Source organism: Lysobacter sp. CA199, assembly GCF_052078715.1.
Classification (GTDB): Bacteria; Pseudomonadota; Gammaproteobacteria; order Xanthomonadales; family Xanthomonadaceae; genus Lysobacter.
Genome location: NZ_JBQJIL010000017.1, coordinates 101,987 through 123,389, shown reverse-complemented (window position 1 = coordinate 123,389; position 21,403 = coordinate 101,987). Strand labels below are relative to the sequence as shown.

16 protein-coding genes are annotated in these 21,403 nt (G+C 65.1%); 11 read left to right on the top strand and 5 right to left on the bottom strand.

Annotation, left to right across the window (positions count from 1 at the left end; all coding sequences use genetic code 11):
• Positions 1-172: 172 nt before the first annotated feature.
• The 5 genes from ACTOWJ_RS27300 (at position 173) to ACTOWJ_RS27280 (ending at position 4,763) form a co-directional block, all read left to right on the top strand.
• Complete coding sequence (locus ACTOWJ_RS27300; protein WP_441337782.1) at positions 173-1,141, top strand: IS5 family transposase; 969 nt, start codon at positions 173-175, stop codon at positions 1,139-1,141.
• A 75-nt stretch (positions 1,142-1,216) separates the two neighbouring features.
• On the top strand, positions 1,217-1,738 hold the full coding sequence (locus tag ACTOWJ_RS27295) for a hypothetical protein (protein WP_441337781.1): 522 nt from the start codon (positions 1,217-1,219) through the stop codon (positions 1,736-1,738).
• Between the two features lie 275 nt (positions 1,739-2,013).
• Positions 2,014-2,499: a hypothetical protein gene (locus ACTOWJ_RS27290; RefSeq protein WP_441337780.1), complete on the top strand. Its 486-nt coding sequence runs from the start codon at positions 2,014-2,016 to the stop codon at positions 2,497-2,499.
• Between the two features lie 275 nt (positions 2,500-2,774).
• On the top strand, positions 2,775-3,260 hold the full coding sequence (locus ACTOWJ_RS27285; RefSeq protein WP_441337779.1) for a hypothetical protein: 486 nt from the start codon (positions 2,775-2,777) through the stop codon (positions 3,258-3,260).
• A 27-nt stretch (positions 3,261-3,287) separates the two neighbouring features.
• Positions 3,288-4,763 (top strand): XVIPCD domain-containing protein, encoded by a 1,476-nt coding sequence (locus ACTOWJ_RS27280; protein WP_441337778.1) that lies wholly within the window; start codon positions 3,288-3,290, stop codon positions 4,761-4,763.
• A 229-nt stretch (positions 4,764-4,992) separates the two neighbouring features.
• Here the strand turns inward: ACTOWJ_RS27280 and ACTOWJ_RS27275 are convergent, their stop codons facing one another.
• A complete protein-coding gene (locus tag ACTOWJ_RS27275) occupies positions 4,993-8,127 on the bottom strand; it encodes a TonB-dependent receptor domain-containing protein (RefSeq protein WP_441337777.1) in 3,135 nt (1,044 codons plus the stop codon).
• Between the two features lie 490 nt (positions 8,128-8,617).
• Between ACTOWJ_RS27275 and rpoH the strand changes: the two genes are divergently transcribed.
• From rpoH to ACTOWJ_RS27250, 5 genes are all read left to right on the top strand, one after another.
• On the top strand, positions 8,618-9,496 hold the full coding sequence (rpoH, locus tag ACTOWJ_RS27270; RefSeq protein ID WP_441337776.1) for an RNA polymerase sigma factor RpoH: 879 nt from the start codon (positions 8,618-8,620) through the stop codon (positions 9,494-9,496).
• Positions 9,497-9,673: 177 nt separating this feature from the next.
• Positions 9,674-10,144, top strand: coding sequence for a DUF1203 domain-containing protein (locus tag ACTOWJ_RS27265; RefSeq protein ID WP_441337775.1), 471 nt, complete (start codon positions 9,674-9,676; stop codon positions 10,142-10,144).
• 178 nt (positions 10,145-10,322) lie between these two features.
• Positions 10,323-10,751: a hypothetical protein gene (locus tag ACTOWJ_RS27260; protein ID WP_441337774.1), complete on the top strand. Its 429-nt coding sequence runs from the start codon at positions 10,323-10,325 to the stop codon at positions 10,749-10,751.
• A 314-nt stretch (positions 10,752-11,065) separates the two neighbouring features.
• Complete coding sequence (locus tag ACTOWJ_RS27255; protein WP_441337773.1) at positions 11,066-13,837, top strand: hypothetical protein; 2,772 nt, start codon at positions 11,066-11,068, stop codon at positions 13,835-13,837.
• A 198-nt stretch (positions 13,838-14,035) separates the two neighbouring features.
• On the top strand, positions 14,036-14,464 hold the full coding sequence (locus tag ACTOWJ_RS27250; RefSeq protein ID WP_441337772.1) for a hypothetical protein: 429 nt from the start codon (positions 14,036-14,038) through the stop codon (positions 14,462-14,464).
• Positions 14,465-14,561: 97 nt separating this feature from the next.
• On the opposite strand, the gene ACTOWJ_RS27245 is transcribed toward ACTOWJ_RS27250, so the two are convergent.
• From ACTOWJ_RS27245 to tal, 3 genes are all read right to left on the bottom strand, one after another.
• The gene (locus ACTOWJ_RS27245; protein ID WP_441337771.1) at positions 14,562-15,368 is read right to left on the bottom strand and encodes a phytanoyl-CoA dioxygenase family protein; all 807 of its coding nucleotides are present in this window, start codon (positions 15,366-15,368) and stop codon (positions 14,562-14,564) included.
• Positions 15,369-15,589: 221 nt separating this feature from the next.
• Entirely contained in the window at positions 15,590-16,861 is a 1,272-nt protein-coding gene (locus tag ACTOWJ_RS27240) for an NAD(P)/FAD-dependent oxidoreductase (protein WP_441337770.1), read from the bottom strand.
• Positions 16,862-16,872: 11 nt separating this feature from the next.
• Positions 16,873-17,826 carry a transaldolase gene (tal, locus tag ACTOWJ_RS27235; protein ID WP_441337769.1) on the bottom strand — a complete coding sequence of 318 codons (954 nt, stop codon included), beginning with the start codon at positions 17,824-17,826 and terminating at the stop codon, positions 16,873-16,875.
• A gap of 166 nt (positions 17,827-17,992) precedes the next feature.
• Here tal and ACTOWJ_RS27230 point away from each other — a divergent pair, with 166 nt between their 5' ends.
• Positions 17,993-18,826 (top strand): NYN domain-containing protein, encoded by an 834-nt coding sequence (locus tag ACTOWJ_RS27230; RefSeq protein WP_441337768.1) that lies wholly within the window; start codon positions 17,993-17,995, stop codon positions 18,824-18,826.
• A 174-nt stretch (positions 18,827-19,000) separates the two neighbouring features.
• Here the strand turns inward: ACTOWJ_RS27230 and ACTOWJ_RS27225 are convergent, their stop codons facing one another.
• The gene (locus tag ACTOWJ_RS27225) at positions 19,001-21,262 is read right to left on the bottom strand and encodes a primosomal protein N' (RefSeq protein WP_441337767.1); all 2,262 of its coding nucleotides are present in this window, start codon (positions 21,260-21,262) and stop codon (positions 19,001-19,003) included.
• Positions 21,263-21,403 lie beyond the last annotated feature (141 nt).

The following is a 21,403-nucleotide window of genomic DNA, read 5'->3' as shown; positions in this document are numbered from 1 at the left end:
CCGGTTGGTGGCGAATCACATAGCCACATTGGCACATCGATGCCGTGGCCGGAGGGACCGCCTTGCAGGCGACCCTCTCGCGCCACCGAAGACTAGGCGGAGGCGCCCATACCATCTGAACAACTCGCCCTAATCTGCGAAAATCAGCGAGAGACCCAAACGAGTTAAAGCCATGCAGCTTTCCTTCGGAGATGCGGAGTACAACGGCAAGCGCAAGCGGACGCGGCGGGAGCTCTTCCTGGCCGAGATGGAGCAGGTGGTGCCGTGGCAGGATCTGTTGGGATTGATCGCGCCGCACTACCCAAAGCAGGGCCAACCAGGCCGGCAGCCGTATCGTCTGGATACGATGCTGCGCGTGCACTTTTTGCAACAGTGGTATGCGCTGAGCGACCCGGCGATGGAAGAAGCGTTGTACGACACAGTGTCGATGCGCCGCTTCGCTCAGCTGGGCGGTCTGGACGAGGTGCCCGATGAGACGACGATCCTCAACTTCCGCCGCTTGCTGGAGCGGAACGATTTGGCGCGGCCATTGTTCGAGCGAGTCAACGCGCATTTGGCTCGCAGGGGCCAGAGCCTACGCGGCGGCACGATCGTCGATGCCACGATCATCGGTGCGCCCAGTTCGACCAAGAACGCCGATGGCGAGCGTGATCGGCAGATGCATCAAACCAAGAAGGGCAACCAGTGGCACTTCGGAATGAAGGCGCATATTGGCGTGGACGATGAGTCCGGCCTGGTGCATCACGTGGAATGCACGGCCGCCAATGTGGCGGACATCACCCAGGTGCACAAGCTGCTGCACGGCCGAGAGGATACGGTGTGCGGGGACAGTGGCTACACGGGTGTGGAGAAACGAGAGGATATGCGCAAGTGCAAGGCGCGCTACCTGATTGCCGAGAAGCCTTCGACGCTGCGTAAGATCAAGGGCCGGCGCGAGTTGAAATGGGCGTTGCGCTGGGAGCACACGAAGGCCAGCTTGCGGGCGAAAGTGGAGCATCCGTTCCGGGTCATCAAGCGCCAGTTCGGCTACACCCAGGTGCGCTATCGCGGCTTGGCGAAGAACGTGGCGCAGGTGCTGACGCTGTTCGCGTTGTCGAATCTGTGGATGAAGCGAAAGCAATTGTTACCGAACCCAGGATGAGTGTGTTTGTGAGGCGGGAGATTCCGCCGCAAGGCGCCGCAAGCAGCACCTGAAGCGATAACCGCAACGTGTTGGATGCAATTCGCACGGCATCTGCGCACTCAGGGCGCGTTGTTCAGACCTTCCTTAGCGGCCTTGCTTGTCCTGGTGTGCTGTGCACTGACAAGTTGCAAAACCGTCGAGCCAACGAATCGCACGCTCAAAGACTTACAGGAGTGGGCAACGCCCGAGCCGCGAGACCGTGTGTCACCTGCGCACGAACAGGTGCGCGCAAAAGCGGGAATGGTGCGGTGGGTCGAGCAGTATCTTCAGCACGAATATCGGGTGATCGGTCAACGTTTCGTCTTGACCGAGCCTGGGTTCACCGCAGGAGCGGCGATCGGCTCCAAGGCGCTTCAACACGTTACGCAGAACTTGAACGGTACGTTGAAGATCAATGGCTGGTATGACGATGACAAATACAGAATTTTTCTGTGGACATTTGGCGATAGCTCACCGCGTTATGTCGCTTTTGTGTGGGCCAATAATTTCCTTCCCAGTACGCGTGAGCGCACTTTAGTCGGTTATTTTGAACTCGTGCCCTATGCGAGACATTGACGAAAACGGCCCAGGCAAGAAATCAACATGGCGACGAAGCGGCAATACACCGCGGCGGATTGTATGGCGTTAACGGCCGACAGGGCGCGTTCGATATCGACCAGCCGGCGAGGAGCAGCGCAGTGAAGGTCACGGCCATCCGACCCGCGACGATCCGATGATTGGCCTGCAGCGGCCTGCGATGATGCAGTGCCCAGAACGGCACCATAAGTAGGCATGGGCAGCCATGACAGGCCCGGTCTACACTGACTGCATTCGGCAGAAGGAGACTCGCCATGAAATTCCGCTCTCTCGCGGCCTTGCTGGTCCTGGTGTGCTGCGCGTTGATCAGTTGCAAAACCATCGAGCCAGCGAACAGCACGCTCAGAGACTTGCAAGAGGCGGCGACGCCTGAGCCGTACGACAGCGTGTCGCCCGCGCACGAACAGCGGCGTGCCAAAGCGGCGATGGTGAAGTGGGTCGAGCAGTATCTAAAGCACGAATATCGGGTGATCGACCAACGTTTCGTCTTGACCCCGCCCGGGTCCACCGACGGGGCGGCTATCGGCTCCAAGGCGCATCACTACGTTACGCAGAACTTGGGTGGTGCGATGCAGACTGATGGCTGGTTTGGCGATGTTGATTACAGGATTTTTCTGTGGGCATTTGGCGATAGCTCGCCGCGTTATGTCGCTTTTGTGTGGGCCAATAATTTCCTTCCCGGTACGCGTGAGCGCACTTTAGTCGGTTATTTTGAACTCGTGCCCTCTGCGAAACATTGACGTAAACGACCCAGGGAAGAATCAACATGGCAACGGAGCGGCAATACACGGCGGCGGATTTGTATGGGGTAGACGGCCGGCCGGGCGCGTTCGATATCGACCAGCTGGTGAGGAACCTCGCAGTGAAGATCACGGCCATTCGGCCCGTGACGATCCGATGAGTGGCCTGCAGCGGCCTGCGATGATGCAGGAGCCAGAACGGCACCATAAATAGGCATGGGCAGCCATGACAGGCCCGGTCTACACTGACGGCATTAGGCAAAAGGAGATTCGCCATGAAATTTCGCTTGCTCGCGGCCTTGCTTGTCTTGATGTGCTGCGCACTGATGAGTTGCAAAACCGTCGAGCCGAGGAACAGCGTGCTCAAAGATATGCAAGAGTGGGCGACGCCTGAGCCGCTGCAAAGGTTGTCGCCCGCGCACGAACAGCCGCGCGCAAAATCGGCGATGGTGCAATGGGTCGAGGAGTATCTGAAGCATGAGTATCAGGTAGTCGATCAACGTTTCGTCCTGACTGCGCCCGGGGAAACCAACGGCGCTGCGATCGGCTCCAGGGCGCGGCAACACGTTACGCAGAACTTGGGCGGTTCGATGAAGGTCGATGGCTGGTATGGAGATGATGGCTATAGGATCTTTCTGTGGTCATTCGGCAATAGCGCGCCGCGTTATGTCGCTTTTGTGTGGACTAATGATTTTCTGCCCGATACGAGCGAGCGCACTTTAATCGGATATTTTGAGCTCGTGCCCTCTGCGAAAAATTGATGAAAACAGCTCGGTTAGGAGATCGGTATGGCAAAGGACCGGCAATACACAGCGGCGGATTTGTATGGGGCGAACAACCGTCCGCGTGCTTCGGATATCGACCAGGATCTTATTTATAACTGCTATTTTCTGGCGCCGATGGGCGCGCTCGGCGAGCGGCAGCCTGATCGCATCCGCGATGCCATCGGCTTCAATGCCGAGACCGGCGAGTTCACGGTAACGCTGTACCGCCCGCCGAGCACGCAGGAGCGTGGGCAGGGGCAGGCCGACCCGGTCCGAGAATCAATCGTCGTGTCGCAAGAGGATATTCGTCGGAACTTCCGCGAGAGGGGTGGTGGCACGGCTGACAACAATCGCGAGCGTAATGGCCCTCTGTGGCCGACCGTGATCGAAGCCGGGTTCGCCGAGCTGTATGGCCGCGATGCGCAAGGACAAATCAATCTGAGCCAAGGTTATCGCTCGGTCGGTGATTCCGCGGGTGGTGGTGGTCTGGCCGACGGCATGTATGCCTTGACCGGTGAATCAGGCCGCAATTTGCGAATCCTCGATCCCAACGCGCCGCCGATGCGGCCGACCGGTCCTGACCATGTGCGACGTCCCGAGCCGCCGCCGTACCAGGCGCCATTGCACGCTGCCAGATTGGAGCTAAATGCAGTCTATGGCGAGGTGGAGCAGGCGCTGGCAGCTAATCGTCCAGTGTCGATGGCGACGCAGGGCAGAGATGTTCACGATGGCCTTGAAGAAAGCCACGCCTATATGGTGGTGGGCGTGTCACGCGATCCGCGAACCAACGAGGCCCAGATCACTCTGCGTAATCCCTATGGAGACAACCGGCTCGCACAAGAAGGCAATCAAAACATCGGCCTGGACTGGAACGCAGACAACCCGGAGATCACGGTCAACCTCAATCGGCTTGTCAGTGAAGGCAGTTTTGCCGAGTTCAACATCGGCCCGGCGGCGCGCGTGCAGACGCAGCAACCCGGTGCGCCGGCGCCCGAGCAGGGCGCACCAACGCAACCGGCTCAACCCGGGCCGCAGGCGCCGGCCTCTTCGCCTCCGGGCGCGGCCGACATCACCGACCGCAATCACCCCGGCCACGAACGCTTCCAGCAAGCGATGGACGCGATCGAGCGTTCGCCGAACATCCCGCCCGGCACATTCCCGGACGAACGCCTGCAGCAAGCCGCCGCCAATCTGGCTTACGCCAGTCTCGCAGGCGCGCAGCGGCCGCAGGGCGGCCAGAACGAGCGGCTGGATCGAATCGATTTCGTCGTCTTCAACAACGACCGCAGCGGCCTGATCGCCGGTCAGGGCGAACTGGGCAATCCGACAGCGAAACTGGCCCTCCTGCCCGCCGCTCAGGACAGCGCCACGAGCCTGACGCAAGCCTCGCAGCAGGTTCGCGACACGCTGGCCCAACAGCAAACACAAGCGCAGAGCGTGGCGCAACAACCACCCGCGCAGACGCAGGACGATCCGACGCCGAAGGGACCGAAGCTGTAACGAGCGGGCGTGCAAGCCATCGTTACCCGCGGACGGCGAGGCATGGACGAGGGCTGAGCGCATCGACGCGACCCGAGGTCATGGCGATCGACTTTCGAAATGGAATCGACGCCATCCGCGGACCAAGCTTGGTCCCATGCGCGCGGCAAAAAAATGTTTCGTGGAATTCGTCGGGATACCCAGCTCACCAACCCCTCTCCCGCGCGGGAGAGGGGTTGGGTAAGGGCACTCAGTGGAACTTGTACGTCACACTCAGACCATAACGCCGCCCCAGAATGTCGTAAGTGCCGATGCTCACCTCGCTCGGCGTGGTGCCCAGCGGCGGATCCTTGTCGAGCAGGTTCTGCACGTTGAAGCGCACCACCACGTTGTCGCCGAAGCGGTAGTTGGCGCCGGCGCTGAACAACCAGTACGACGGCACGCGCAGGATGTCGCGGGTCTCCACGGTGTTCTCGTTATCGAACACCGACGAGCTCAGATAGCGCGCCTGCAGGTTCAGCCCAGCCGCGCCCTTCTGGTAGTCCACGCCGAACTGGTACTGCCGCTCGGCCATGCCGATCTCGCCGACGTCGTCGTCCACCGACACGCCGGTGGTCGAGCTTTCGAAGCGCTTGACGATCAAGGCATTGGCGGTGAAATCGACCTTGCCCCAATCGCCGACGTCCCAGCGATAGCTCAACTCGCCGGTAATGCCCTGGAAGTGGATGAAATCGCCGTTGCGGTAACGCACGGCGACGATGTCGAACTGGCCGTCGGGATTGCGCCGCACCTGCTGGCAGTAGTAGTTGGCGGTGTTGACGTTGCCGGCGTTGAAGTCGGGGTTGTCGTAGCACGCCGACAGCACGTCGTTGATGCTCTGGGCGAAGATCTGATCCTTGAGCTTGACCTCGTTGTAATCCACCGCCATGCGCAGGCCGCGGATGAAGTCCGGCTGCCAGACGATGCCCGCGGTCCACGAGTCGGCCGATTCGTTTTCCAGATTAGGTTCGCCCTGACGCGCGCCGCGCGCGTTGGCGTTGTTCTGCTGGAAGTCGACCGAATTCAAGCCGTACTGTTGATAGAGCGCGGCGCAGTTGCGCGCGCGCACCGCCGGATTCGGGCCGCCGGTGACATTGCGGCGGTCGCAGGGATCGGAGGTGGCCTGGAACAATTCCACTTGCGGCAGGAACAACTCGGTGATCACCGGCGCGCGCAGCGAACGGGTTTTGTTGCCGCGGAACAACAGGCCGGCGATCGGCTCCCACTGCAGGCCGTAGGTGTAGGCGTTGAAGCCGCCGTTCACGCTGTTTTCGACCCGGCGGAACTTGCCGGTGACGTCGAGCCGGTGCAGGCCGGGAATATCGGCTTCTTCCGACACCAGCGGCAGCAAGGCTTCGGCGTAGTACTCGTTGGTGTGGAACTTGCCGTTGAGCGGCGGAATCGGCACCGCACGTCCCAGCCCGCGGCGGGTGAAGTCGTTCGGGGTGAAGCCGCCTTCTTCGGTGCGGTGCTCGTAGCCCAGCGCGACGTTGAGCGGGCCGCTCCACAGATCGGCGATGTTGCCGTTGATGAAGGCGCTGAACACCTTCTGCTTCTGTTCGAACTCGGTCCTGGCGATGTCGGTGACGTAGTTGATCGCTTCCTGCGACGGCCGGCCCTGGCCGAACAGATCCAGCGGCACGCAGTTGGGATCGGCTACCGGCGCGGAGTTGGCGCCGGCCGAAGCCAGGTACACCGCGTTACGAGCCGTCGGATCGCACACCAGCCGGCCGCCGACGTTGCTGACGTTGATCGCGTTGATGAAGTTCTGCTGGTTGAGCGAGGTCGAGGAGACCGTCGCCTGCATGCGGCCGTAGTTGGCCGAGACTTCCCAGTCGAACGAACGCGCGCCCAGGGCGAAATCGCCGCGCGCGCCGACCACGATGCGGTCGATGTCGCTTTCCACCCGATCCGGCGTGAGGCCCAGATCGGCCGAGGTGCGAGCCAGGCGGAAATTGTCGATGCGCAGCGCCGACAGCTGCTGGCGCGCCTGCGCATTGAGCAGCGGATGCGAGGACGACACCAGCAGCGCGCTGTTGAGACGCGTGCCGGCGGTGGTGTTGCCGGTGCTGGCGATATCGACAGGCGGATCGGCCTCGGAGTGGTAGTGCATGCCTTCGACGAACAGGCGCACGTTGTCGGCGACGTCGTAGTGCGCGATCAGGTTGGCCGATTCGCGCTTGAGGCTGGTCAGCAGCGGGGTGATATCGGCGGTATTGAGCCCCTGGCCGCCGGATGCGGTGGCGGTGCCGAAATTTACGCCCGGGTCGTAGGGCACGATGTCGCCGTTGGGCGCGAACTGCAGATAGGTGCGCTGGTTCGGACCGAAGCCGCGCAACGCGCCGCCGGGCAGGGTCACCGCGCCGCTCGCCTGTAGGAGCAGGCCGCCGAAGGTGTTGGTGAAGGTGCGCGCGTTGCGGATCAGCACCGTGCCCGGAATGCCGTCGGTCGTACCGGTGTCGAAGGGGATGCCCGGGTCGACGCGGCCATCGGTGGCCGGGTTGCGGCCGGGCTGATTGGTCGCCATCTGCGCGGCGTTGGGATTGGCCGGGTACGCATAGGCGCGGGCGAAATCGGTGCGGTCCGAACGCACCAGGCCCTCGCTGTCGTCGTAGGAGCCGCTGACCATCACATTGCCGCGGCCGTCGGCGAAGTCGGAGCCGGCGACGAAGCTGTAGCCCAGCTTCTGGTTATCGCTCTGATCGCTGATGCCGTAGTTGAAGTTGACCTCGGCGCCCTGGAAGCGGTCCTTGAGGATCACGTTGACCACGCCGGCGATCGCGTCCGAGCCGTAGGTCGGCGCGCCGCCGATGGCGACGTTCTCGACCCGGTCGATCATTTGCACCGGAATCGAATTGAGATCGACCTGCGCGCCGGCCGAGGCGCCGAAGTTGCTGAGCGCGCGCGAAGTGACCACGCGGCGGCCGTTGATCAAGGTCAGGGTGCGATTGCTGCCCAGGCCGAAGCGATTGACGAAGTTGACGCCGGCGGCGAAGTTGGCCTGGCCGCCCTCGGGCGTCTGCGCGATGCCGAAGCCGACGGTCTGGTTGAGCGCGTCGGCGATGTTGGTGAAGCCGCGTTCGCGCACTTGCTCGCCGCCGACCACCGTGGCCGGTTCCAGGGTGTCGAAACCGGTGCGCGGGATGCGCGAGGCGGTGACCTGGATGCCTTCCAGTTCGGTCGTCGAGCGTTCGGCCGGAGCGGCGGCGGCTTGCCCGGTGGTGGGGGTGGTCTGCGCGCCCTGAGCCCAGGCGGAGGTGGCCAAAGCGGGCGTCGCCATCGCCACGGCGATAGCGATCAGCAAGGGCCGGCGCCGCGGCGCCTTCCCCTTGAAGGTGGTGGTCATGTTGTTCCCCATCGATACGCCGGCCCGAGGCGGCTGGCATACCCAGTACGCCCAGCAGGCGCCGGCTTGGCAACCGGGCAATGTGCCTAAATGCATTAAAATTTTGTGATGGACTGCGCTATCTTGCTGATTCTGTTAAATCATCGTTGCGGCATGAGCGGATTTGTCGATTGTGGGCCAGGCATTTGCCGGATCCGGGCAGTCCGATCCACAACTGGGGTGAGGCAACGGCCAGCTGGCGACGCGTTGATGTGGCCGGCAAGCTGAACCCGGTCGAGACGCGGTACCCTCCCGCTTGAACTCGAACCTAAGTAACTGATTTATAATGATCTGCCCCGCGCATGAGCGAGGCTCAGGCGCCGCACCGCCCGCGCTCGCGCCGACCTGAACGAAGGCCGTATTTCGGCCCGCAACTCGTTCTACTGCCGCAACACTGCGGAACTTCCCCAACCTTTAGCAGTCCTATAGGCCGACTGCTAAGATCGCTGCCATGACCTCTATCGCCCAATCCTCTGCTCTAGTCGCCAATAACCTGCCTGTGCCCAGCGCGCTCGGTTCGCTGGACGCCTACATCGGCGCCGTGCACCAGATCCCGGTGCTCACCGCTGAAGACGAGCAGGCGCTGGCGCGCCGCTTCCGCGAAGGTGAAGACCTCGACGCGGCGCGCGAACTCGTCCACTCCCATCTGCGCTTCGTGGTCCATGTGGCCCGCGGCTACAACGGCTACGGCCTGCAGATCGGCGACCTTATCCAGGAAGGCAACATCGGCCTGATGAAGGCGGTCAAGCGCTTCGACCCGGATCAGGGCGTGCGCCTGGTGTCCTTCGCGGTGCACTGGATTCGCGCCGAGATGCACGAGTTCATCCTCAAGAACTGGCGCATCGTCAAGGTCGCCACGACCAAGGCGCAGCGCAAGCTGTTCTTCAACCTGCGCAAGAGCAAGAAGCGTCTGGGTTGGATGAATGCCGAGGAAGTGAGCCAGGTCGCGAAGGACCTCAACGTCTCCGAGCGCGAAGTGATGGAGATGGAATCGCGCCTGTCCGGCCGCGACATCGGTTTCGATGCGCCGGCCGACGAGGACGACGACCACGCCCCGCCGTCGCCCGCCGCGTATCTGCGCGCCGCCGAGGAAGATCCCTCGCAGAGCTACGAACGCGAGGACGAGGAAGACAATCAGCTCGCCCTGCTGCGCGAAGGCATGGCCGGTCTGGATGCGCGTTCGCGCGACATCATCAAGCGGCGCTGGCTCGATGCCGACAGCAAGATCACGCTGCAGGAACTGGCCGACGAATACGGCGTCAGCGCCGAGCGCATCCGCCAGATCGAGGCCAATGCGCTGAAGAAGATGCGCGGCCTGTTCGCGGCCTAACGAAGCTGCGTACAACGCGATGCACCCAACGGCCCGGGAAACCGGGCCGTTTTCGTTGTACGCCGCAATCGATGCCGGCACCCATCGATGCCGGCACGAGCCGCAAGCAGCGGATATCGCGCGGGCAGGGCGCGGCCTAGCCTGGGGCCTGTCCTTCCGAAAACCTGCGAGCCTGCAATGACCTCCTACCGAATCGACGGCCTGGCGCCGGATACCTTCGCGCCGCTGTTCGCGCTCGACGACCACCAACTGCGCGCGCACGGTATGCGCCGGGTCGTCGCCGACAGTCCCAACGGTTATCCCTGTCGGGTCTCGCTGTGCGACGCCGAACCCGGCGAAACCCTGGTGCTGTTGACCTACGAGCATCACGCCTGCGACGGCCCGTATCGCGCGAGCGGCCCGATCTTCGTGCGCGAACAGGCCGCGCGTGCCGCGCGCTACCAGGACGAATTGCCGCCGGTGCTGCGTACCCGGCATCTGTCGCTGCGCGCCTACGACGGCGAGGGTTGGATGCTCGCGGCCCGCGCCTTGGACGGCGACCAGGCCGAGGCGGCCCTGGCCGAACTGTTCGCCGATGCGCGGGTGAGCCGGATCCATGCGCACAACGCACGCTACGGTTGCTTCCTGTGCGCGATCGCGCGCGCATGAGCCCGCACGCATGAGCCGTTGACGCAAGCGATTGCGAGTACTGACTTGAGCGAACTCTGCCTCGCTCCCCGATCGGGCCGTACGGCCTGACCGGAGTCTGGATGCCTCATCGGGACGACGTCCGCGTTTTGCGGGCGTTGCTCCGGCCGGCCCGCAATCGCAAGTCAACGGAGGGTTTATGCAAGCGAACAAACTGTACGCGCCGGTCGTGTTGTTGGCGGTATTGGCGTTGGCGCACACTCAGCCGGCGCGCGCCGACGACATGAGCAACGCGGTGGTGACCTGCTTCGTCGACACCTATGCGCTCGACGTTCCCGAGGCCGGTAGCTGCACTTCGATCTGGACGCCCAATTCGGCGACCAACCCGACTACCGCTCATTTCGAAGTCACCGGCCTCGGCCCGGGCCGCTATTCCTTCGCCTGGCGCGATCTGGAAACCAATCGCGTCCCGGCCGGTTGCGGCAATCAGAACTACTGCCAGAAATCGATCAAGACCGAAACCCGCGGCGATGGCGAAGCCACGCTCGGGGTGACCGTCACCGATCTGGACACCGGCGCGACCCAGAACGCGCAGGCCACCGCGTACTACTGGGACGGCCATACCTGATCCGTAGTTGCATCGCGAACGCCGAAGGCGCCAGAAGGCGCCTTCGGTTTCGCGCGCGCAAAGCCGTCGTCTGCGTTCATCGAACGGTCGCTTGTCGCCGATCCACCTCGGCGAGCCGGGCTGGTCCGATTGCGCAGCTGCAACGCGGAACCGCGTCACGAATCGCACCGGAAACCGGAAACCGGAAACCGGAAGCCCGTGCCATTCATGTGCCGCCAACCTCGGGTCGCCCCCAGTTCACCGGTGTCCATCAGCGGACCAATCTCGGCACGATCGCGAGCGAAAACACGCTCCGCACATCGTGCGAGGAAGCCATGTCCGTTCAGCCTGTCGCCATCGCGCAAAAAAGCTCTCCGTCGCCCGAAAACGATCCCCACTATGTTTCGCCGAGCAAGGCCGAGCTGGAGGAGCTGGCGAAGGATCTCCACAACGTCGGCGAGAAGTCGGGCAAGAAGGACGATTACGACCGTCGGCTGGAGTCGTTGGCCAGCGAGTTCCTGCCCACGCTGAGCGACGCCGATCGCGGCCGTTTCATCGGCGTGGTCATGGAGAAGGACAAAGGCGCCCTGAACTCGTGGCTGCAAGGCGATCGCCTGAACGGTCTGGTCGACAAGGGCCGCATCAGCGCCGACGATCGCCAGCGAGTGCTCGACGGTGTCGCTCGCGGCTACGCCGACAACAATATCCCTAAGGACAAAGCTGCCGAGTTCATCGACACCGAGAAGGAGTACAAGCCGTCTGCGGGTGGCGACGGCGGCGGCGATCCTGCGGCTCCCGTCGATGCGCCCTCCGATGTGCTCAGTGATGGTTTCAAGCAAGTCGGCGCCGACGACACGTTCGTCTACAAGGACATCAAGAACGTTTCCTACCCGGGCGAGTACGAGGACGGTTGGCTGCGGTTCGAAACCAACGCGGGCGAAAAATATGCGGTCAACCAGAACAACACGCCGGACGTCTATGCCCAGGCCGAGCGCAAGTACCTGGACCTGGGTCAGCAGACCATCGACAACGCGCGCGACCGCGCCGGCCTGGATCCCACCGCCGAGACCGACCTGTTCTCGCTGGAGACTACCGAAGAAGTCGACGGCCACAAGCTGAAAGTCGGCGACGCGGCGATGAAGCTGATGATCGACGAGATCAAAGACAAGGACGATCTTTACGAAGGCAGCCCGCAAGCCGAGTTCCTGCGCATGATCGAAGCGCGCAGCGCGGTGACTAGCGGAAAGTTCATCCATCCGGTGTACGAGAACCGCCACATCAACGTGGGCGGGCGCACCAAGACCGAGACGGAGAATCTGCTCAAGCTCGAACCGGCGGACATGAAGGAGATGCTCGACGAAGGAGCCATCAACCAAGAGCTCGACCAGGTCATGCGCGACGAGCAGGTCTCCGCGCTCTACCAGAAGAGTCTGAAGGCCGCCATCGACAAGATACCGCAGGACCAGCGCAACGAGATGGCCGACAAACTGGCCAAGGTCGTCGAGAGCGCGGACTACGTGGTCGAAGCCAGCAAACTTCCGGCCCACGACAAACCGCGCGCGCAGGCCGACGTGGAAGACGCCGTTTCGCAACTGGCCTTGCTCGATCCGGAGCGGGCCAAGAAGGCCGGGCAGACCTTCGCCGTCAACGCGCTGGCGCGCGACGTCGATTCGGCGTTCGGCGATCCCGAGTCGATCAAGCCCGAAGCCGAAGTGGACGCGGTCGAGGCCGGCCTGGGGGCGATCACCAACGGCATGGAAAAAGCCCAGCTGCCGCTCGACGTGAAGAACGGCATCGAGGATTTTCTGAAGAACGGCGGCGACGAGGCCAAGAGCGATTTCGCCAAAGTGTCCGCGCAACTGCGCCAGGACGGCTACGCGCCGGAAGACATCGACAAGGCCTTCGCCAACGTCGACTTCTCCAGCGACAAGAAGGAAACCATCCGTGGCCTGGTCGATGGCCTGTCGTCCAACGGCGTGCTGCCTGCGATCACCGGCGCGATCGGCATCGCCTCGACCGTGCGCAGTCTGGTCAACGACGGCTTCGGCGAAACGCCCGAGGAAAAACTCGCCGTCGCCGGCGGCTTGATGGGCATGATCGGCTCGCTGCCCGATACCGCCAAGCTGCTGACCCACCTCAAGGGCATCGACGGTTCGGCCCTGGACTTGTTGGGGGTAGACAAGCAGATCAAGGACAACATGGGCGTGGAGACCCGCTACGGCAACCAGGCCGTATCGGCGATCGGCGACAACGTGGCCAAGACCGAGATTCCACCGACCGATATCGCCAACGCCGACAAGATCGCCGAAGGTCTGGGCAATGCCGCGGGCGAGCCGGCGCAAGGCAATCTGTCGCGCATCTCCAAGTCCACGTTGGCGGTGTTGTCCGACTACAACGGCAAGGCCGGCGGCGTGCTCGGCGTGGTGACCGGCGGCATGGGCGCGGCTTCCGCGTTGTCCGGCGACGGCTCGCCGGCCGAAAAGGCCGAGGCCGTACTCGGCGTGGTGTCGGGCGCGCTCGATCTGGCGCCGGACGTGATGAAAGGCGCCAGCAAGTTCATCTCCGCCGTGGGCGGCAACGCCGCCGGCGCCGTCGCCGAACGCGCGGTCGGCGCCATCACCCGCGGTCTGGGGCCGATCGGCATCGCCCTGAGCGTGGTGTCCGAACTGGTCTCGGTGTTCGTCAACAACGCCAAGGACAAGAAGGAAGCCAAGGAACAGTACGAGTGGTTCTCCAAACTCGCAGAAGACGGCGTGACTCAGGGCGACTGGAATCTCAAGTACGACTACGCGGTCACCACCCTCAACAGCTTCGGTAATGCACGCGACTACATCAAGAACCTGCGCGAACTGCGCGGCGCCGATTGGGGCGGTCGGCAGGCGCCGGGCGATCGCAGCATCTTCGACTTCCATCGCGAGGAATTCGCCGACTTCAAGAGCAAGTGGGAGAAAGATCGCGGCGCCGCGACGTACGTGGAGTTCCTGGATCCGGACAAACGCGAAGCGGACTTCAAGCGCGAGAAGGAGCATATGGACGAGGTGGACGCCTACATGGATGCCCATCCCACTTACTTCCCGGGTTACAACGACTGGGTACTGGACCTGTAGGTCGGCCGGTTCCGCCCTCGCCGGCATCGGCATGCGGCGAGGCGGCGGTTACCAGGGCCGCCGAGACCGGCGTGCGTGCGACCGATCCCGCACCACGTCTCAATCTTCGCGCGCGCCCCTGCATAGACTCCGCCACGGGCCATGGCCCGCGGAGCCGTCCGGACGGTCGGTCCGCAATCGCAAACCAATGGAGGGTTTATGCAAGCGAACAAACTGTACGCGCTGGGTGCCTTGCTGTCGGTGTTGGCGCTGTCGCACAGCCAGCCGGCGCGCGCCGGCGACATGAGCAACGCGGTGCTGACCTGCTACGTCGACACCTTCGCCTTCGACACGCCCCAGGCGCACTCGTGCACCTCGATCTGGACCCCGGGCACGGCGAACAACCCGAGCGTGGCCTACTTCGAACTGACCGGGCTGGCTCCGGGCCGTTACTCCTACGCGTGGCGCGATCTGGAAAACAACACCGTGCCCGCGGGCTGCGGCAACCAGCATTACTGTTCGAAATCGATCAGCACCGAAACCCGCGGCGACGGCGAAGCCACGCTAGGGGTGACCATCACCGACCTGGACACCGGCGCGACCAGGAACGTGCAAGCCACCGCCTATTACTGGGATGGTTGGACCTGAGCGATGGTGAGGCGATATCGGCCGATGCGGTAAAAACGAAGGGCGCCGCGAGGCGCCCTTCGTCTTGCCGCTCGCTCGCAAGCGCGCCGAGCCGCGCTCAAACCACCCAATCGGGTTTGAAGTAGCGGGTCTTGCCGTCGCTGTTCAACAGCGGCCGATGGTATTTGCAGCCTTCGAAATAGTAGTGGCTGACCTGACTGTGGCGAGTGCGGCTCAGGTCGTTGCGGCGCGAACCGCCGTGCAGCAGGTTGGCGGCCCATACGAAGGCCTGGCCCTTGCGGATCGTGGCGAGCGCCGGCGGGATGCCCATCTTGGGCAGCTGGCGCTGGATGAATTCCTCGTACAAGGTGTATTCCGCCGTTGTGTCGAGCAGCGGCCCCAGCCCTTTCAATCTGTGGCGCAACGCCTTGGGAGAGAGCGGCGGGTACAACGGCTTGGGACGGCGCGCGCCCAGATCGGGTTCGGCGAACACGTCGGCCATGTTCCACTCGCGCAGTTTGTGGCTGCCGGGGTAATAGATCACCGCGCCGTTGTTCTCGTCGATGTCTTCCAATGCCACCCACACGCCGCACATGTAGCCGGCTGGAGCGGCGTTGAAATGCACGGTGTCGGAGTGCTCTTTCTGCTGGGTGCCTACGCGGAAGTTCAAGGTCTGGAACGGCAGCGGCTTGCGGCCATAGAGCTCTTCGAGGATGGCCAGCACGGCCGGTGCCTTGGCGATCTGCCTGGCGCCGGCGTCGCGACGCCAAGCATCAGCGATGCGCTGCTGATCCGGACCGTCGCCCAGCAGCAAGCCGTTGCCGATCCGCTCGACGACGCCGTCGATCACCGCCGTATCGATCTGCGGATCGATGACGAGGTACCCCTGGTCATCGAACTGTTGCTTCTGCTCGGGAGTCAGCACGACGGTTTCCTTATGTCGAAGGGCGGCGGCGGTCGGGTTCGGATGCGCGCGAACGCGACCGTATCCGTGCGACCTGTCGGCAGGTATGCGGTGAGCCACCGCGGGAATGCCGCAGGGCGGGTTGCGCGCATTCTACGAACAAGTCGGCGGCTGGCAATGACGGCGGCGACGCCAGGTCAGCCGCCATTTCAGAACCCGGACCGAGCCCGTGCAGGCACTCATCAGCCGGACGATCCGGGACTCTCCTTGCCGCCGAAAATGATCCGCGCATGCCGTTGATAGGTGAAGTAAGCCCACGACCAGTTGAGCATCAAGATCAAGCGGTTGCGGAAGCCGATCAGGAAGAACACGTGCGCGGCCAGCCAGAACGCCCAGGCCGCAAAGCCTGAGAATTTGAATCCGCGCAGGTCCACCACCGCGGCGCGGCGGCCGATGGTCGCCAGATTGCCGTAGTCGACGTAGCGGAACGGCGGCAAGGTGCGTCCGCTCAGCCGCGCGTGGATCGCGCGCGCGACGTAGCTGCCCATCTGCTTGGCGCCGGGAGCGACGCCGGGCACCGGTTGGCCGTTGGCTTGTCGGACGCTGGCCAGATCGCCGGCGACGAAGATCTCCGGGTGTCCGGGCACGCTGAGGTCGGGTTCCACCAGCACCCGTCCGGCGCGATCGCGCGGCGCTTCGAGCAAGGCGCCGAGCTTGGACGCGGCGACGCCTGCGGCCCACAGCACGGTGCGCGCGCGGACGAACTCCGCGCCCAGGGTGTAGCCCTGGGCGTCGATGCCGGCGACCGGCGTGCCAGTGACCACTTCCACGCCGAGCCGTTGCAACTGCGCGCGCGCTTTGTCCGACAGCGATTCGGGAAAGCTCGCGAGCACCCGCGGCCCGGCTTCGATCAGGCGCACGCGCGCCTGCGCCGGGTCGATGCGGCGGAATTCGCGGCGCAAGGTCTTGTGTGCGATCTCGGCGAGCGTGCCGGCCAACTCGACCCCGGTCGGGCCGCCGCCGACCACGGCGAAATGCAGCCAGGCGTCGCGTTCGGCGTCGGTGTCCGCGGCCTCGGCGCGCTCGAACGCCATCAGCACGCGACGGCGGATGTGCAGCGCGTCGTCGAGCGTCTTCAATCCCGGTGCGTCGTCGGCCCACTCATCGTGGCCGAAATAGGCATGGGTGGCGCCGCTGGCGAGCAGCAGGTAGTCGTAGCCGACGACGTCGCCGTCGGTGAGGGCGACGGTGCGCGCGGCCGCATCGATGCCGATCACTTCGCCCAGGCGCACTTCGACATTTTTCTGATTGCGCAGGATGTGACGCAGCGGCGCGGCGATGTCCGGCGCCGACAGGCCGGCGGTGGCGACCTGATACAGCAGCGGCTGAAACAGATGATGATTGCGGCGGTCGATCAGGGTGATGCGCACGTCAGCCGAGGCCAGCGCGCGCGTCGCCCACAATCCGCCGAAACCGCCGCCCACGACGACGACGTGTTTGCCCGAATCGTTCATGGCCGGCGCCCTCAACCGCGCAGACGCTGGGCGAGCTGGTCTTCCAGCTTGCGCTGATCGGCGGCGAAGCGGCGGATGCCGTCGGCGAGCTTGTCGGTGGCCATCGCGTCCTCGTTGTGCTGCCAGCGGAACGCCGATTCGGAGAGCTTGTCGCCGGCCGCCGCGCGCTGGCCGTCGTCGTTGAGCGCGCGAGGCACCGCGTCTTGCGCCGCTTCGAGTTCGCCGAGCAACTCGGGCGAAATCGTCAGGCGGTCGCAGCCGGCCAGCGCCAGCACCTGCCCGGTGTTGCGGAAGCTCGCGCCCATCACCACCGTGCCGTAGTCGTGGCGCTTGTAGTACTGCCAGATGCGGGTGACCGACTGCACGCCCGGATCGTCCTGCGGCGTCGCCGGCTTGGCCATGCCGTTGGCCAGGTGCCAGTCGAGGATGCGGCCGACGAAGGGCGAGATCAGGTACACGCCGGCCTGCGCGCAGGCCACGGCCTGAGCGAAGGAGAACAGCAGGGTCAGATTGCAGTGGATGCCTTCGCGCTCGAGCTGCTCGGCCGCGCGGATGCCTTCCCAGGTCGAGGCGACCTTGATCAGCAAACGGTCGCGGCCGATGCCGGCCTGATCGTAGAGCTCGACGATGCGGTGCGCCTGGGCCAGGGTGGCCTGAGTGTCGAAGCTCAATCGCGCATCGACTTCGGTGGACACGCGGCCGGGGATCAGCTTGAGGATCTCGCCGCCGATGGCCACCGCCAGGCGCAGGCCGGCGTCGCCGACGCGAGCGGCAGCATCGCCGCCTTGGGCGCCGGCGATGGCCGCGTCGATCAGCGGCGCATAGGCCGGCAGGCCGGCGGCCTTGAGCAGCAGCGAGGGATTGGTGGTCGCGTCGAGCGGGCGGAAGCGGGCGATGGCTTCGATGTCGCCGGTGTCGGCGACCACGGCGGACAGTTCGCGCAGTTGTTCGAGTTGATTGCTCATGGGGGAGTCGTTCGTATCGTCGTTGGATTCCGGGCCATTCTCGCCGATGCGGGTTAGCGCGTCATGAAGCGGGCCTATCTTCTGCTGCACGTCGCGGCGGCGGTTGCGCTAGGCTGGCCGCGACAAGGCCGGCCCGCGTCCGGGCGGCCGCAGGGAGGGCGCCCGGATGGCCGCGGAAGAAAAGCGCATCGCGCTGCTGATCGACGCCGACAACGCGCCGGCGGCGAAGATCGAAGTGATCCTGGCCGAAGTGGCGCGGTTCGGCGTGGCCAACGTGCGCCGCGCCTACGGCAACTGGAAAAGCCCGGGGCTGAAAAGCTGGGAGGCGGTGCTGCACGAGTACGCGATCCGGCCGATCCAGCAATTCGCCTACAGCAAGGGCAAGAACGCCTCGGACATGGCGATGGTGATCGACGCCATGGACCTGTTGTACGCGCGCAATCTGGACGGTTTCGCGATCGTGTCCAGCGACGCCGATTTCACCCCGCTGGTGATGCGGCTGCTGACCGACGGGGTCAAGGTGTACGGCTTCGGCGAGAAGAAGACGCCTGAGCCTTTCGTCAACGCCTGTTCCAAGTTCACCTACGTCGAAGGCCTGGGCCAGCTGCCCAGCGAAGACGCGCCGGCCGATGAGGCCGCGACCACGCCGCCGCGCAGCGCCAAGGAGATGCGCAGCGATACTCGCCTGGTGCGGATGCTGCGGCGCGCGGTCGAAGCGGTCGCCGGCGACGACGGCTGGGCGCACTTGGGTGCGGTCGGACACCAGATCGCCAATCAGGCCTCGTTCGATTCGCGCAATTACGGCTACCGCAAGCTCAGCGATCTGATCGATGCGATCGGCTTGTTCGAATCGCGCCGCGACAATCAGATCGTGTGGATTCGCGACAAAGCCAAGGGCGGCGGCGCCAAGCCGGCGGCGCAAGCCGCGCCGGCGGTCGCGGCGGCGAAGCCCGCGGCTGCGCCGGTTGCGAACAAGCCCAAGGTCAAGCCGAAGGCGTAGTTGCGTGGTGGGGGCGGATGGTTTTGTGGCTTGGCCTCGGTTGCGTCGTAGATGGGGTTTCGCGATCGCGGCTTGCGCCGCTCCTGCAGCGAGAATCGGATTACCCCGGTAGGAGCAGCGCAAGCCGCGACCGCGAAACCCAAAAACGACGCAACTGCGAAGCAACCGCGCAATTCAATACAAATCCGCCGGATCCACATCCAGCGACCAGCGCACCTTGCGCGCTTCCGGCGCGGCGTAGATCGCCGGCAGCGCGGCGTCCAGGGCGGCGTGCAGTTCGCGCCGATCCGGCGCCGACAGGATCAGCTGCGCGCGCAGATACCCGGCGCGTCGCGGCATCGGCGCTGGCACCGGGCCGTTGACCTCCAACGTGCCGCGCGCATCGCCGCCATGGCGCGCGCGTTGCGCGGCGGCGTCCTGGAACTCGCGCCGCGCCAGCGCCAGAAACGCATTGGCCGCCTCGACCTGTTGCGCTTCGGCGCGGATCAGCGCCATGTGCGCATACGGCGGAAAGCCGGCGGCTTCGCGCTGCGCCAGTTCGACTTCGGCGAAGGACGGATAACCGCCGGACAGCAGCGTGTGCAACAACTCGTGATCGGGGTGGTGGGTCTGCAGCATCACTTCGCCAAGCTTGTCGGCGCGGCCGGCGCGGCCGGCGACCTGGATCAACAACTGCGCGAGTTTTTCGCGCGCGCGGAAGTCGGCGCTGAACAAGCCTTCGTCGATGCCGACCACCGCGACCAGGGTCAGGTTCGGCAGATCGTGGCCCTTGGCGAGCATCTGCGTGCCGACCAGTACGCCGGGTTTGGTGCCGAATTCCTTGAGCAGGTTTTCCAGCGCGTCGCGTTTCTGCGTGCTGCCCCGGTCGATGCGCAGTACCGGGAAGTCGGGAAAGCGCGCGGCCAGCGATTCCTCGATCCGCTCGGTGCCGGCGCCTTGCGATTGCAGCGCCAGACCGCCGCAATCCGGGCAAGCATCGGGTGCCGGACGGCGGGTGCCGCAATGGTGGCATTGCAGACGCCGACCGCCGCCGTGCACGGTCATCGGCGTGCCCTTGAGCGGGGTGCTGCAACGCGGGCAGTGCGCGGTCCAGCCGCAGTCGTGACACAGCAGCACCGGGGCGTAGCCGCGCCGGTTCTTGAACACCAGCACCTGGCCGCCGGCGCGCAGTTCGCCGTGGATGCGTTCGATCAGTTCCGGCGACAGCCCGGCCTGCAGCGGACGCTTGCGCACATCGAGCACGCGCACCCGCGGCGGCTGCGCCTGGCCGGCGCGGCGCTTGAGCTGCAGATGGCCGTAGCGGCCGGCGTGGGCGTTGCGCAGCGACTCCAGCGACGGCGTAGCGCTGCCCAGCAGCACCGGCACGTCCAGCGCCTTGGCCCGGATCAGGGCGAAATCGCGGGCGTGGTAACGGATGCCGTCGAGCTGCTTGAAGCTGCCGTCGTGTTCTTCGTCGATCACGATCAGGCCCGGCTCGCGCAACGGCAGGAACACCGCCGAGCGGGTGCCGACCGCGACCCGCGCTTCGCCGCGCGCGAACGCGGCCCAGGTGCGCGCGCGTTCGCCGTCGCTCAGGCCCGAGTGCAGCGCGTGTACCGGCACGCCCAGGCGGGCGCGGAAGCGCGCCAGGGTCTGCGGGGTCAGGCCGATCTCGGGCACCAGCACCAGCGCCTGCTTGCCGCGCGCCAGGCAGTCGGCGATCGCGTGCAGGTAGACCTCGGTCTTGCCGCTGCCGGTGACGCCGTCGAGCAGGAAGCCGGTGAAGCCGCGTGCGGCCAGCACCGCGTCGACCGCGGCCTGCTGCTCGTCGTTGAGCGCCGGCCCGGGCCGCGGCGCGGGCGCGTGCTGGCCGGCCGGGACCGCGATGCGTTCGGCCTGTTCGCGCTTGGCCAGGGCGCGGGCGGCGCTGCGCCAGTCTTCCAGCAGATCATCCAGGCGGTCTTCGTCCAGGGCGCCGTGTTGGTGCAGCAGGTCGGCCAGCCGTCGCGGCTTGCCGGCGCGCAGGCCCTCGCGCGCGGTCGCTCCGGCCTCGCTCAGGCGCCAGGCCCAGGCGTGGGTGTCGGGCAACGGCTCGCCATGGCGCAACGGCCCGGGCAGGGCGGTCGCCAGCACCTCGCCGAGCGGGGCGTGGGTGTAGCGGGCCAGCCAGCGTAATGAGTTGAGCAGCTCGCCTTCGAGCAGCGGAGCGGGGTCGAGCCGGGCGATGACGCTTTTGAGCGCGGCCGGGTCGGCATCGGGCTCGGGCGCTCCGCGCTCGGCGACGATGCCGACCAGTTCGCGCGAGCCGAACGGCACCCGCACGCGCGCGCCGACCGGATCGACCGCGACGTGGTCGGCGGCTTCGGCCGGCGGCAGGTAGTCGAACAGCCGTGGCAGAGGAAGCGGCAAAGCGACACGCCAGACGGTCTGCGGCGGGGGGAAAAGGGCGTCGGGCATGGACTCAGTCTAGCGAGCGGGGCGGTTCGGCGGCAGGCGGGGCAGTTGCAGGCCATTGCTTCGGTTTATCTGACGAAAGTCACGCAACTAACGGGACGGGAAAGGAAATTTTCCTTATCCACACGGCCTGTGGATAAATCT

Bases quoted from the DNA above. Each gene is read 5' to 3' on its own strand.
- ACTOWJ_RS27300 (WP_441337782.1), top strand. From the start codon at position 173: ATGCAGCTTTCCTTCGGAGATGCGGAGTACAACGGCAAGCGCAAGCGG.
- ACTOWJ_RS27295 (WP_441337781.1), top strand. From the start codon at position 1,217: ATGCAATTCGCACGGCATCTGCGCACTCAGGGCGCGTTGTTCAGACCT.
- ACTOWJ_RS27290 (WP_441337780.1), top strand. From the start codon at position 2,014: ATGAAATTCCGCTCTCTCGCGGCCTTGCTGGTCCTGGTGTGCTGCGCG.
- ACTOWJ_RS27285 (WP_441337779.1), top strand. From the start codon at position 2,775: ATGAAATTTCGCTTGCTCGCGGCCTTGCTTGTCTTGATGTGCTGCGCA.
- ACTOWJ_RS27280 (WP_441337778.1), top strand. From the start codon at position 3,288: ATGGCAAAGGACCGGCAATACACAGCGGCGGATTTGTATGGGGCGAAC.
- ACTOWJ_RS27275 (WP_441337777.1), bottom strand. From the start codon at position 8,127: ATGACCACCACCTTCAAGGGGAAGGCGCCGCGGCGCCGGCCCTTGCTG.
- rpoH (WP_441337776.1), top strand. From the start codon at position 8,618: ATGACCTCTATCGCCCAATCCTCTGCTCTAGTCGCCAATAACCTGCCT.
- ACTOWJ_RS27265 (WP_441337775.1), top strand. From the start codon at position 9,674: ATGACCTCCTACCGAATCGACGGCCTGGCGCCGGATACCTTCGCGCCG.
- ACTOWJ_RS27260 (WP_441337774.1), top strand. From the start codon at position 10,323: ATGCAAGCGAACAAACTGTACGCGCCGGTCGTGTTGTTGGCGGTATTG.
- ACTOWJ_RS27255 (WP_441337773.1), top strand. From the start codon at position 11,066: ATGTCCGTTCAGCCTGTCGCCATCGCGCAAAAAAGCTCTCCGTCGCCC.
- ACTOWJ_RS27250 (WP_441337772.1), top strand. From the start codon at position 14,036: ATGCAAGCGAACAAACTGTACGCGCTGGGTGCCTTGCTGTCGGTGTTG.
- ACTOWJ_RS27240 (WP_441337770.1), bottom strand. From the start codon at position 16,861: ATGAACGATTCGGGCAAACACGTCGTCGTCGTGGGCGGCGGTTTCGGC.
- tal (WP_441337769.1), bottom strand. From the start codon at position 17,826: ATGAGCAATCAACTCGAACAACTGCGCGAACTGTCCGCCGTGGTCGCC.
- ACTOWJ_RS27230 (WP_441337768.1), top strand. From the start codon at position 17,993: ATGGCCGCGGAAGAAAAGCGCATCGCGCTGCTGATCGACGCCGACAAC.
- ACTOWJ_RS27225 (WP_441337767.1), bottom strand. From the start codon at position 21,262: ATGCCCGACGCCCTTTTCCCCCCGCCGCAGACCGTCTGGCGTGTCGCT.